This window comes from Wolbachia sp. wLmal, from assembly GCF_049435495.1.
Lineage (GTDB): Bacteria > Pseudomonadota > Alphaproteobacteria > Rickettsiales > Anaplasmataceae > Wolbachia > Wolbachia pipientis.
In genome coordinates this window covers 1147515-1160927 of sequence record NZ_CP185405.1, presented here as the reverse complement: position 1 = coordinate 1160927, position 13413 = coordinate 1147515, and the positions used below count along the sequence as shown (strand labels likewise).

The 13413-nt window shown below is 35.5% G+C and carries 10 protein-coding genes and 2 pseudogenes; 9 read left to right on the top strand and 3 right to left on the bottom strand.

Features of this window, described 5'->3' with window-relative positions; genetic code table 11:
- The 5 genes from fabZ (at nucleotide 1) to surE (ending at nucleotide 8330) form a co-directional block, all read left to right on the top strand.
- Complete coding sequence (gene fabZ, locus ACEL90_RS05900; protein WP_065094742.1) at nucleotides 1-432, top strand: 3-hydroxyacyl-ACP dehydratase FabZ; 432 nt, start codon at nucleotides 1-3, stop codon at nucleotides 430-432.
- Nucleotides 433-477: 45 nt separating this feature from the next.
- Nucleotides 478-3330, top strand: coding sequence for an FAD-dependent oxidoreductase (locus ACEL90_RS05895; RefSeq protein ID WP_423348913.1), 2853 nt, complete (start codon nucleotides 478-480; stop codon nucleotides 3328-3330).
- Between the two features lie 303 nt (nucleotides 3331-3633).
- Nucleotides 3634-5193 (top strand): proton-conducting transporter membrane subunit, encoded by a 1560-nt coding sequence (locus tag ACEL90_RS05890; RefSeq protein ID WP_174515851.1) that lies wholly within the window; start codon nucleotides 3634-3636, stop codon nucleotides 5191-5193.
- Nucleotides 5178-6521: a signal recognition particle protein gene (gene ffh, locus ACEL90_RS05885; RefSeq protein WP_423348912.1), complete on the top strand. Its 1344-nt coding sequence runs from the start codon at nucleotides 5178-5180 to the stop codon at nucleotides 6519-6521. Before ACEL90_RS05890 ends, ffh begins: the two co-directional genes overlap by 16 nt.
- A 1056-nt stretch (nucleotides 6522-7577) precedes the next feature.
- On the top strand, nucleotides 7578-8330 hold the full coding sequence (surE, locus tag ACEL90_RS05880; protein WP_264723958.1) for a 5'/3'-nucleotidase SurE: 753 nt from the start codon (nucleotides 7578-7580) through the stop codon (nucleotides 8328-8330).
- A gap of 20 nt (nucleotides 8331-8350) precedes the next feature.
- Here surE and hisS read toward each other — a convergent pair whose 3' ends face one another.
- Nucleotides 8351-9577, bottom strand: a complete 1227-nt coding sequence (gene hisS / locus ACEL90_RS05875) for a histidine--tRNA ligase (protein ID WP_423348911.1) — start codon at nucleotides 9575-9577, stop codon at nucleotides 8351-8353.
- Nucleotides 9574-10146, bottom strand: coding sequence for a NifU family protein (locus ACEL90_RS05870; protein WP_423349306.1), 573 nt, complete (start codon nucleotides 10144-10146; stop codon nucleotides 9574-9576). The genes hisS and ACEL90_RS05870 overlap by 4 nt, the downstream gene beginning before the upstream one ends.
- Before the next feature lie 159 nt (nucleotides 10147-10305).
- Here ACEL90_RS05870 and ACEL90_RS05865 point away from each other — a divergent pair, with 159 nt between their 5' ends.
- From ACEL90_RS05865 to ACEL90_RS05855, 3 genes are all read left to right on the top strand, one after another.
- Nucleotides 10306-10566 (top strand): J domain-containing protein, encoded by a 261-nt coding sequence (locus ACEL90_RS05865; RefSeq protein WP_423348910.1) that lies wholly within the window; start codon nucleotides 10306-10308, stop codon nucleotides 10564-10566.
- A gap of 104 nt (nucleotides 10567-10670) precedes the next feature.
- The gene (locus tag ACEL90_RS05860) at nucleotides 10671-11900 is read left to right on the top strand and encodes a cytochrome b (protein ID WP_423348909.1); all 1230 of its coding nucleotides are present in this window, start codon (nucleotides 10671-10673) and stop codon (nucleotides 11898-11900) included.
- Between the two features lie 347 nt (nucleotides 11901-12247).
- On the top strand, nucleotides 12248-13006 hold the full coding sequence (locus tag ACEL90_RS05855) for a cytochrome c1 (protein ID WP_010963022.1): 759 nt from the start codon (nucleotides 12248-12250) through the stop codon (nucleotides 13004-13006).
- A gap of 138 nt (nucleotides 13007-13144) precedes the next feature.
- On the opposite strand, the pseudogene ACEL90_RS05850 reads toward ACEL90_RS05855, so the two are convergent.
- Nucleotides 13145-13243 (bottom strand): annotated as a pseudogene (locus ACEL90_RS05850) (IS5 family transposase); the annotation flags it as partial.
- A gap of 47 nt (nucleotides 13244-13290) precedes the next feature.
- Between ACEL90_RS05850 and ACEL90_RS05845 the strand changes: the two are divergent.
- Nucleotides 13291-13413: pseudogene (locus ACEL90_RS05845) on the top strand (IS630 transposase-related protein); the annotation flags it as partial.

Below are 13413 nucleotides of genomic sequence, written 5' to 3'. Positions count from 1 at the left end.
ATGCAATTTAATATCAGTGATATTATAAAAATATTACCACATTCTTATCCGTTTCTCTTAGTAGATAGAGTTATAGAGTGTGATCCTGGTAAAAGTATAAAAGCAATCAAAAATGTGACTTTCAATGAGCCATTTTTTATTGGCCACTTCCCTGGTCATCCAATAATGCCAGGAGTCTTGATAATTGAATCTCTAGCTCAGGCATCTGCTATATGTGTTCTAGGTAAAGAAACAATAGAAAATAAAGTTGTTTACTTGAGATCCATTGAAAATGCAAAATTCAGAAAGCTAGTTACTCCAGGGGACACATTGATTCTTCAAGCTAACATTCAAAGTGTGTGTTTAGGTGTACACAAATTTAGGTGTATTGCATCTGTTAGCGAAGAAAAAGTTGCAGAAGCAACAATCTCAGCAGTATTGCAAAATAAATAAAATCTTCATCTGTAAGAAACAGCATGTACACTGTATAGTATAGCAATGAAGCTGAATTTCAACATCTCATTTTCTAATCTATATACTCGCAATGGATTAATAAAATTAGATGAGACATTTTTGAATTATATCAAATCATGTGATGAGAGCTTGTTTTGTTCATTAATTGAAGCAAGAGAAAAAGCAGCTTCTTCTTCGATGTCATCCCAGTGTCACCTCCCATCATCCCAGTGCTTGACACTGGGATCTAGAAAACAAGAAGGACGGTCAGCTACTTGGATGACAGATAGTCAGTTAATAGTAGACCTCTCATATTTACTTGATGAATTTATTGCAAAACTTTTCAATGTTGAAAAAGAAATAGAGGAGCTAAAGAAAAAGCACAATGACTTTGCTGTAATATATAAGTGCAAAAGATTATTTGTCCAACGCTATGCATTGAAGAAATACACTAATGTGGCGAATATAGATATTACTGACAAACTAAGTCATTTTCTCACTTTGCCAACAACAGAAAAAAATTTTGCTGAGCAGGTGATGCATTGGTTTGAAGATAAAGAAAATCACAAAGAAGAAATAGAACTTGCAGCACAATATGCAGTGTGGAGAGTAAAAAATAAACAGAGTATATTATTCAGTATTCATAAAAAAATCAACCACGAAAACCTCATACCATTTTCTAAAAAAGAAGTGGACAAAGTTGAAGTGCTGTATTCAAATGAAGTAAAAAGACGATACGGTTTTGATCTAACAAGCAAAAAGGTGAGTTTGAATAAAGCACTAGATAATGCTCACTACTGCATATTTTGTCATAAGCAAAGTAAGGACAGCTGCTCAAAGGGGCTAATTAATAACGACAATACTTTCAAAAAGTCTCCACTTAGAGTTGAACTGCACGGCTGCCCACTAGAGCAGAAAATATCAGAAATGAATCTGGTGAAAAGCGAAGGGTACAGCATAGCAAGTCTTGCAATTGTGATGATAGATAACCCATTATGCGCGGCTACTGGACACAAAATATGCAATGACTGCATGAATTCGTGCATATATCAAAAACAAGAACCCGTAAATGTGCCAGCAATTGAAACAAGGATTCTGGATGATGTGCTCAGTTTACCGTACGGATTTGAAATATATTCTCTGCTTAGCCGTTGGAATCCTTTAAATTTTCAGCGTCCATTGCCAAGAGGAAACACTGGAAAAAACGTTCTAGTTGTAGGCCTTGGTCCTGCTGGTTTTAATTTAGCTCATCATTTGTTGAATGATGGGCATAACGTTATCACCATTGATGGACTAAAGATTGAACCTTTGATCGATAATTTCCAGCTAATTAAAGATTTCAAACACGAAAAATTGAGTGAACGCACGGCAGGAGGGTTTGGTGGGGTGGCAGAATATGGTATTACTTCTCGGTGGGATAAGAATTACTTAAAGATTATTAGATTACTGCTGGAAAGACGTGAGCATTTTGCACTTTATGGAGGCATTCGTTTTGGTGGCACGATTAATGTTGATGACGCGTTCAACTCGGGTTTTGATCACATCGCCCTAGCACTTGGCTCTGGCAAGCCACGAATGATCAAAATAAAGAATATACTAGCTCGTGGAGTACGTATGGCATCTGACTTTCTTATGTCGTTACAACTGACTGGTGCTCTTAAATTTGATTCTATAGCAAATCTGCAAGTTCGTATGCCGATAGTTGTCATAGGTGCGGGGCTTACTGCGATTGACACTGCCACTGAAGCTTTAGCGTATTATCCAATTCAAGTAGAAAAATTTCTTCTTCGTTATGAGATATTAGTTGATAAGTATGGAAAGGACTGTGTTGAAAAAGATTGGACAGAAGAAGAACACAAAATTGCAAATGAGCTCATATCGCACGCAAAGTTGATCCAAGCAGAGCAAGAGTTAGCAAAAAAAGAGAATAGAGAAATAAAAATATTAGAGTTGATGCAGAGCCTCGGGGGAGTGAAAGTTATATATAGAAAAGAGCTAAAAGATTCACCGAGTTATCGATTAAATAGCGAAGAGGTGCAAAATGCACTGTCAGAAGGAATTTACTTTATTGAAAACTTAGAGCCAGTTGAAGTTGTGACGGATAAATATAACCATGCTGAATCAATAAAACTGATAGACACAAAATCCGGCGAAATCAAACGTATAAAAGCACGTTCTATTTTTATAGCAGCAGGTACTGAGCCAAATACGGTTATTGCAACAGAAGATGAAAAGCATTTTAAATTAAGTAATGGGTATTTTACTCAATTGAATTCATTGGGAAAAGAAATAGACCCAATATTTTCTCCTAAAATGCAAAATAAAGACAGAATATTAGTATACAAGCAAGGCAATAAAACAATTAGCTTTTTTGGTGACCTTCATCCTTCGTATAGCGGCAGCGTCGTGAAAGCTATGGCAAGTGCTAAGAACGGCTACCCTATTATTTCTCAGCTTTTGAGTGGAGTTAATAGCTTCGTTTCTGTCATTCCAGTGTGTGATGTTGTGGGCCAGAAAAAAAATGCGTGGTCAAGTGTTGAAGACCTGGCTAATAAAGAATTATTTAATAGAATCAAAGAGCAATTCACTGCAAAAGTCATAAAAGTTCAATATTTAACAGATAAAGTGATAGAAATAGTGATTAAAGCACCTCTTGCGGCAAAGAATTTTAAACCTGGACAATTTTTTAGGTTGCAAAATTTTGAAACCAATAGCAGAAAAACTAACCTTGCTATGGAAGGTATAGCTGTGACTGGCACTGAAGTAGACAAAAAAAAAGGAATTATTTCCACTATTGTGCTGGAAATCGGCGGCTCCACTAATTTATGCAGACACTTAAGAGAAGGCGAGCAAATAATTCTTATGGGCCCAACTGGCAGACCTACTGAGGTTTACTGAGTCTCAATATTAAAGTGATGCCAAATTTTATTTCAAAAAGTAAATAATTTACTAACGCTCGTGCACAAATTAAAAATAAATTATGCACGAGTGTAGCGTTATGAATTAGGAGTGCTATATTAATGCTTACCTCACTGTTAAAGCTATCGGTCAGATTAGATTAAAAATCTAATCTGGCCGGTTTCTCTATAACCCTCTAAACTCTGATATAATTATATGATAATTAGTTTAATTAGTGGTTAATATGCAAATTGATTTTATTCATATATTGAGATAGCATAAACCATATTGGTTTTAATTATTGTGCAACTTTATAAATCGTCACTGTTACTTCTACTGACTGTATTAATAGTTATAGTCCTAAAATTACCTGAAAATTTGAGCATTGCAGTAAATTGGTCTCTCCCAATTCTAGATTTTGATTTATCTTTTCGTACCATACTAATATCTTTTTTATCAGTTGCATTTTTAGCTGTTCTACCAGCACAAAATTTGACTTTTTCAGAGATGCTATCTTTTGCTGCTTACACTATTAGTTCACTTTATGCAGTTTTATCTGAACATATGATATTGGTTATAATATTCTGTGAATTAATGACCATCAGTGCATTTTTTATTATCGCAGCTAGCTGTAGAGATAGTGGACCTGCAATAAGGTACGCTTGTGTACACTTTTTCGTTGGAGTTATATTAATAGCAGGATTGGCACTTCAAAGCACTAACCTGATAATTTTGGGTTTATTGATAAACTGCGCTTGTTTTCCTTTTTCATTTTGGGTTGTTGATGCATATCCTGCTGCATCGCTACATGGCACCACATATCTCTCTTTATTTACCACTAAAGTCTCTTTTTTAGTGATGCTTTTACACACTTATAACCTATGGCAAGATTGTACTGAAATATTAGCGCTTGTAGGCGCCATCACTGCAATTTACAGCATTATATTTGCTTCTCTTGAGCAAAATATTCGCAGATTTTTATGCTATAACGTTGTAGGACAAATGGGCTTGCTGATTATTGCAGGAAGTTTGCTCAGTCCTTCGGAAAAAGCAATACCAATTTTGATACTGCATATAATCTTCTCTCTTGTTTATCAATCATTATTGTTTGTGGTCAGTAATTCGATTATTTCACAAACAAAAACAATTAGTTTTAATGGAGTGGGTAAACTGATGTCAGTGGAAGGCATGTGTGCTATAATCGCAATACTTACAATGGCTGCATTTCCTGGAACCGTTGGATTTATCAGTAAATCATATATCACAGCTGAAATTGAAATGAACACTGTTGCCTTAAAAGGGTATAAAAATTTATATAAGCTTCTAAATTTGCTGCTTTATTTAAGCGTGGGGCTAAAGTTTCTTTATTACTTATTTATTGCAAAAAGTAAGTCAAAACCTTTAGCAGAGAGAGGAGGCAAAATGACTATGATTATTTTAGCATTTATATGCGTAATCGCTGGCAATCCTTACTTACCTATTTACAATAAACCTTCGATTTTCGATTTTGTGTACAACACAAAAAATATTTTGTCGCAATTTAATTTGTTACTATGTACCACTTTATTGTTTATTCCTTTACGCAAGTTATTTTACCCGAGAGTAAATTTTAAAATGGATGTTGATTGGATTTTTAGAACTTTCATATCCTATATTGTCTTGTTGTTCAATCAGTTAGTCTCTAAAACTAGAGAAATGTTTGCCAGCGTAGTGCAAAACTTGACTAATCCACTTACTGGTTTATACTTTAATAATATTACTAAACTTAAAGAAGTGCTGGGTTATAACTCAGTGAGTTTTGTTTCAGCTTCTTCTCTCTTTTTAATGAGTATTCTACTAATGCTATTATGTTTAAATCGTTAACTGAAAGTTTAAATTCTGTATTTAGTAAACTGAGAGGAAAGTCAATCATTTCTGAAGATGATTTTAATCTTGCCATGCGTGAAATACGCATAGCCTTAATTGAAGCTGACGTTTCACTTGAAGTTGCAAAAAAATTCATCAACGACATTAAAGATAAAGTGATTGGGGAAAAAGTCATAAAAAGTGTTTCTCCAGCACAAATGATAATTAAAATTGTACAGGATAATTTAGTTGCAGTTCTCGGATCAGAGAAAAGTGACTTAAATCTAGCAGTTAAACCCCCTGCTGTGATTATGATGGTGGGCTTACAAGGTGCAGGTAAAACAACTACCTCAGGAAAGCTTGCTTTAAAACTAAAAAAGCAAAAGAAAAAAGTGATGCTTGCCTCTTTAGACATTTATAGGCCTGCTGCCCAGAAACAACTTGAAGTGCTAGGTAAACAAATAGATATGCAAACTTTACCTGTAGTAATAGATGAGAAGCCCATTACAATTACAAAAAGGGCACTGGCAGCGGCAAAGAACGATAATTATGATGTATTAATACTAGACACTGCAGGCAGGCTTCATATTGACAATAATATGATGAATGAGTTGAAAGCCGTAAAGGAAATAGCTTCACCTGCAGAAGTTATTTTAGTAGCCGACGCAATGATAGGCCAGGATGCGGTCAACATTGCCAAATCATTCAATGAGGTAATAGGTGTAACCGGCATTATTCTTACCCGTGTTGATGGTGATGCACGTGGTGGTGCTGCTCTTTCTATGAAAATGATCGCCGATTGTCCAATTAAATTTATTGCTTGTGGTGAAAAATTAAGTGACCTCGATGATTTTTATCCAGATAGAATTGCAAAAAGAATACTTAGCATGGGTGATGTTGTCTCATTGGTTGAAAAAGCTGCTGAGATTGTTGGTCAGGAAGAAATTGATAAGTTACAAAAGAAAGTGAAAAAAGGTAAATTCGACCTAAACGACCTAGTGGGAATGTTAAAAACTCTGAGTAAAATGGATGGCATTAGCAACATAATGAAATTCATTCCTAGTTCATTTACAAAAAAGCTAAGTAGCAGTGTGCCAGATGACAATAAAGTGAAAAAATATATAGCCATCATAAACTCAATGACTGAAAAAGAAAGGCAAAATCCAGATATTTTAAATGGCAAAAGAAGACTTAGAATTTCTAAGGGGTCCGGAACAACTGTAACTGACATTAATCTTCTAATTAAGCAGTATAATCAAATGAGCTCTATGGTAAATAAGTTCAGTAAAGTTGACCATAGTAAACTCAAAGAATCTGATTTGATGGATATGCTAAGCAGAAAGTAAGTCAGCAGGTAGTGGAATGAGACAAATCATCAGTAAACCTTTAGCTATATCAAAAGCGGCTTAGGTCTCGCAAAAAAAGATTTACAGCTTCTTGCTAGTCAAGAAATTTATTATTAATTTTAAGAAATACTATAGCTGACCCAAGCAACACGTCATACCGCGATTCATTTCATAACTGTACGAACATTGTAGTGTGGGCCACCAGTGGGGTGTCATCCGAGTAGCTTGACTACTTGGATCCAGAAAAAAGAATGGTGTCATGAAAGTAGCCTCCTTCTCCTGTCATCCCAGCGCCCAGAGGTGTCATCCTTTTTTTTGGATTCCAGACTGGAATGACAGCAGTCCTACGTCATGCCACCGCGAACCGTCATACCGCCGCGGTATCTCTTAGCCGCTAACACGCAGCGGGATGACGGTTGTTGTTTAGCTATAAATATTAAGAAATTTACCGAATAAAAAAAAGGCAAAAGAAGCCCTGGGGTTATTATCCGCTTTAAAATATTGGCGTTTTTTATGTTTTAAACGCTTGACAAGCAAGATTTAGCTGCTTTTAATTGCAACTAACCTACGCTGCAAATGTTTAAGAAATTTACTAAGCAGAAAAAAAGACAAAGAATCCCCGAGTTAGCTAGTCTTTTACTATCTCTGTCGAGTATTGGCATTTTTTGATGTCTTGTAACGCTTTATAAGCGCGTTCAGCTTATTTAGATAAAAATCTAGATGTAGATGAAGTTTTGTAAAGACATACAGTATCTATATACTGCAAAAAATTGAACATAAGACGCCGATACATTAAGTAATCCTTACCTTTTAATCTGCAGATTGGCGAAAGCAAATACAATAGCTTCAGTTTCATGGTAAGAGGGCTGGCGAGGTTTGTCAAGCAAGTTTTTTCGTTTCTATTGTAATGACAGTTATGGCCTGTGCAAGAAATCTATTGATTTACAGCAGGTTCTTTGTTACAGTCCACGGTTATGCAAAGAAATTTAAAGCCTCATGAGTTTATTTACAGCCAGTGGTTTACATAATTTGGAACTGTATAGCTGAGTATTGTATATGATAATATTGATAACAAACGATGATGGCTTTGGAAGTGAAGGAATAAAATTACTCAAAGAGATTGCACGGAATTTTGCGTCAGAAATATGGATAGTGGCACCAGATACTGATAGAAGCGGAGCTGCAAGATCTCTTGATTATCCAGTGAAACAATCTATTGGAATAAAACAACATAGTGAAAGGGAATTTAGTGTGTCTGGTACTCCTGCAGATTGTGTCATTATTGCGCTAAATAAAGTTATGAATAAAAAACCAGACTTAATATTGTCCGGAGTAAATATTGGATCAAATGTCGGGGACGATATTTGTTATTCAGGAACAATTGGTGCTGTAATGGAAGGTGCTGCAAGGTCTATACCTTCTATTGCGCTAAGCCAAGTTTATCATGATAAAATAGACTGGCACAATACAAAGGTTTTTGCACCAAAGGTTATTGCCAAGCTAGTTAAGGTTGGTTGGCCTAAAAACATAGTGATGAGTGTAAATTTTCCTGCTACGGAAAAAGTAAAAGGAGTAGAATTTGCTGAACAAGGTGAATATAACATTGATGGGGATTTAACTTTTACTGAAAATTCGAATGGCTCTTTTAGCTTAAATTGGTCTCGAGAGCACTCAGGCAGTGGTAGTATAAATAAAATAAAAGAAGGATTTATTACTATTACACCGGTAAAATTAGATTTTACAGATTATGATACATTGAATACTATGAGAAATTCTTGTGCAGACGAATTTTCTTCTATAGCTGACTGAGAAAAACATTTGCATTGCTCCTAATAGGTATTTTCTATTGTGTTATCGCGAGCAATTATTTTTTCTTCACCTGTATCCATGTTTTTAATCTTTAAAGTTTTACTACTCAATTCTTCATCGCCAAAGATTAAAGCAGCTTTAGCATTTGCTTGATCTGCTTTTTTCATTCGGGTTCTGAGCGTTCCGCTATATTCATAGATTACATATAAACCATTTCTGCGCAATTCATTTGCAAGTGTTAAAGCATGTTTTTCAGCCTCTCTACCGATTGGAATTAGGTAAATAGGTCGCTCTCCTTTCGGAGAATAATTGATTAACTCCATTATGCGCTCAATACCCCCTGCAAATCCTATTGCTGGAGTGTGTTTTCCACCTACTGAAGATACTAAATTATCGTATCTTCCACCGGCAAAAACTGCCCCTTGTGCACCTAAATCCTCTGTAACAAACTCAAACACTGTGTGGCAATAATAATCCAAACCTCGAACTAGTTTATTGTTTACGGTATAAGGTATATCAAGAATTGTTAATCCATTTAGTATTTGTTCAAAGAAATCTGAGGACTCTTTCGTATAATAATTGCTGATTTTGGGCGCATCAGAAATTATTGATTTATCTTTCTCGTCCTTGGAATCCAGTATTCTGAGTGGGTTTTTGATCAACCTATTTTTGCTATCTTCTGATAGATCATTTTGATACTTTGTAAAGTATAAGATCAAAGCTTCTCTATATTTAGTTATTGTTTCACCATCACCTAAAGAGTTGATTTCCAGCTTTACATTTTTATTGATGCCAAATTCAGTTAGTAAGTGCTGAGCGAGTGATATCAATTCAATATCAGCTTTTGGATCTTCTATGCCAAAAACCTCAAAATTTATCTGATGAAATTGCCTTTGTCTTCCCTTTTGCGGTCTTTCATAGCGAAATGCAGGTCCTGTTGAGAATAATTTTATCGGTGTTTGCAGTTTTTTTTTAATGAGTAGCCTGACAATCGCTGCAGTGAACTCAGGACGTAAAGTTATGCTCTTTCCCCCTTTATCATTGAAGCTATACATCTCTTTAGTGATGATATCTGAGCTATCACCTAAGGTTTTTGTAAAAACCTCCGTGTATTCAAATATTGGAGTTTGGGCGGGCAAAAAGCCGTATAAACTTGAGATTCTGTTTGCTGTTTGCTCTATGTATTTAAACTTGTACCATTCATCAAACAGGAGATCTTTTGTTCCTCTAACCGTTTGATTAGTCATAGTGTGGTCTCTATACCTGCAATCTCTGGTATGTGGTAGCTCAGCATATTTTGCACTCCTTGCTTTAAAGTAATTGCAGCACTTGGGCATCCAGAGCAAGCTCCTTGCAACTCAACATAAACTATTCCATCTTTATAGCCACGAAATTTGATATCGCCACCATCTTGAGCAACTGCAGGTTTGATATAACTTTCCATCAATTCTTTTATTCTATTTACAATTTCTATATCATTCTCATCGAAAAATTCTTCATCCGGTATATTATTATCATTTACTCCTTCTTTATCTAGTGCTTTTCCACCTGAAGTAAAGTGATCCATGATTGTAGTTAAAATTTCTACTTTTAATGTATCCCAACTAATTCCACCCAATTTTGTTACTGAAATAAAATCATGACCAAAAAACACTCTTACCACATGTTCTATTTGAAAAAGATTTGCTGCTAGTTTAGAATTTTTTATCTCATTTGCATTTGAAAAATCAGCCGTTTCTCCTTCGTTTAAAATTTCAAATCCAGGAAGGAATTTTAGCGTATTTGGGTTTGGTGTTTCTTCAATCTGGATGAACATGTTATTTACCATGACAATTATAATTGTTACTATTTAATCATAAAATGATAAAAAATATACATGTCATTCATCTTTTTTCTTTTTTTAGTATTCATAGTAATTACATTTGTCTTGCCTAGCGTTGTTGTATTTTTTCTTTTCCTGACAAAAAAAAATAATATGAGTTTCATGATGAACTCTATATTGAGTAAGTTTTTGAACGAATTTAATAGCAGTAGAAGTTGTACTGAAAATTACACTGGTGATAACATGTCCAAGGATGAAGCATTAAAGATACTGGGGCTGAATCCTGAGGCAAGTCAAAATGAAATCAATAAAGCATATCAAAATTTAATGAAATTAGTTCACCCAGATAAGGGAGGCTCGGAATATTTTGCACAAAAATTAAACGCAGCACGTGACAGGTTGCTGAAGAGGTAATTAATATTGCTTTAAAGTTTTTATTTGTGCGTAAAGGATAAGTTGCTACAATAAAAAAATAAGATAAAAGTAGCAATGGACATGTGTTCAGAAAGGTTTAAGTTATGCAGGAAGATAACAAAAGAGAAACAATAAAAGAAGAAAAAGGCATATTAGGATGGATAGAATATAGATTGCCTATATTTTCTTTTCTAAGACACACTGCTTCTTACCAAGTGCCAAAAAACTTAAATTATGCTTGGAACTTTGGCTCTTTGGCTGGTATAGCGCTGATTTTACAAATAATAACAGGTATATTTCTTGCTATGCACTACACTCCGCATGTTGATTATGCGTTTAATAGTGTAGAGCGCATAATGCGAGATGTGAATTACGGGTGGTTAATACGCTACACTCACGCTGTTGGAGCATCGCTCTTCTTTATGGTAGTCTATGTTCATATAATGCGTGGATTATATTACGGATCTTATAAAAGACCGAGAGAGATGGTGTGGTTTATTGGAATATTTATATTTTTTGCAATGATGGCAACTGCCTTTATGGGATATGTATTGCCTTGGGGACAAATGAGTTTCTGGGGTGCAACAGTTATAACCAACTTATTTTCTGCTATACCTTTAATTGGCAATAAAATAGTTATATGGTTATGGGGTGGTTTTTCAGTGGATAACCCAACACTTAACCGTTTTTTCGCTCTGCATTATCTTCTGCCTTTTGTTATTATTGCTTTAGCTATGCTTCATGTGATAGCTCTGCATAGGTTTGGCTCTGGTAACCCAAGTGGAGTGGAGGTAAAATCAGATAAGGATACCATCCCTCTCTATCCTTATTATATAGTCAAGGATTGCATAACTTTTGGTCTGTTTTTTGTAGTTTTGTTCGCATTTGTTTTCTATGCTCCCAATTATCTTGGGCATCCAGACAATTATATAGAAGCTGATTCTATGGTCACTCCGGTACATATAGTGCCAGAGTGGTATTTTTTACCTTTTTATGCAATGCTACGTTCAATTCCAGATAAACTTACTGGTGTGCTTACCATGTTTGCGTCTATTTTAGTGTGGTTTTTGTTACCTTGGCTTGATAAATCAAAAGTTAAAAGTGGTGCTTATCGCCCGGTGTTTAAGAAATTTTTTTGGGTTTTTGCAATAAATTTTGTACTTCTTGCCTGGCTTGGAGGACAAGAGGTAAAAGAGCCTTACATCACTATGAGTAGGCTATCTACTCTTTATTACTTTGCATACTTTGTGATAGTTTTACCACTGCTTAGTAAGTATGAAAAGCCAAAAGAACCACCAAAAACCTTAAGTGATTCTGTGCCGGAGATGAGGTGATGTCAATTCAAAGCAGATCTCTTACAAAATTCTCTGTCATCCCAGAGCTCTCTTCTGTCATCCCAGTGCTTGACACTGGGATCCAGAAAAAAAATAAATGGATTCCAGCATCATGTACACAATTGTATGAACGTTGTATACAACACACAGTGTCATTCCACTATCTTCCGTTGTCATCCCAGTGCTTGACACTGGGATCCAGGTATAAAAATACTTACAAATCATGCAATGGACAACAGATTCTAGGAGTGCATGATAGCCATAATGTCAGTGATGAAATAAGCTGGATTCCAGTGTCAGCTACTTGCATGACATCAATTCGAAATTTACTGAAACAGTGGTTATGCATGGGATCTAATGTATTTGCAATCTTCTGCATGTTATTTCTATCTAGTCTTATATCTGCAGAAGAATTTAAATCATCACCAAATAAGAAAATAGACTGGAAATTTGATGGAATTGTCGGATCTTTCGATAGAGAGTCAATTCAGCGTGGCTATAAAGTGTATAAAGAAGTCTGTGCTGCTTGTCATTCAATGAATAGGGTAGCATTTCGTAATTTGCAAGATGTCGGTTTTTCTGAAGAAGATGTAAAACAAATAGCAGCTTCTTATCAAGTTAAAGATGGTCCAAATGATTTGGGTGAAATGTTTGACAGACCTGGAGTACCTTCGGATTATTTTATTGCGCCTTTTGATACAAAAGAAGCAGCTGCAGCAAGCAACAATGGTGCAGTCCCACCAGACTTATCATTAATTATTAAAGCAAGGCATGATGGTGCAAATTATGTCTATTCATTGTTAACAGGCTATCAAAACGGCGAACACGATGAAAATGATTTATATTTTAATTCGTATTTTCCAACAGGCAGATTAGCTATGGCGCCACCACTTTCTGAAGGAATGGTGGAATATGATGGTGCAAGGCAAGCCACAGTTGAAAATATGGCGTATGATGTGATAAATTTTTTACAATGGGCAGCAGAGCCAGAATTAGAGCGCCGGCATAAACTTGGATTAAAAGTAGTGGCGTATTTTATAATTTTAACAGTGTTTTTTGTATTAACTAACAACAAAGTTTGGAGCAAGCTCTATAAAAAGAAGTGATAGTCAATTTTGCCTCAAGCACAATGGTTGTCATCCAAGTAGCTAACACTGGTTCCTTTATGACGGTGTCATCCGAGTAGCTGACACTGGGATGGCTTTGTCGCATCGTACCTTATACGGTAATAATTTACGATAAATTCATGTAGCCATTTCGAATTTAGCCATACCAATGTCAGTAAATTTATTAAGCAAACAGCACTTAATGAGCAGTTCTTTTTCACGATTTATAGCTCTTTTCATAGAAGTCCGGATGTGATAAGGATAGATAATGATAAGGAGGTTGAATGCCAGCAGCATATAGTTATGATTTAAGAAAAAAAGCAATGGAGGCGCTAGACGAAGGAGAAAGCAGAGAAGCAGTGGCAGCAAGATTTAAGATTGGACGAACTACTTTATGGGAGTGGCAG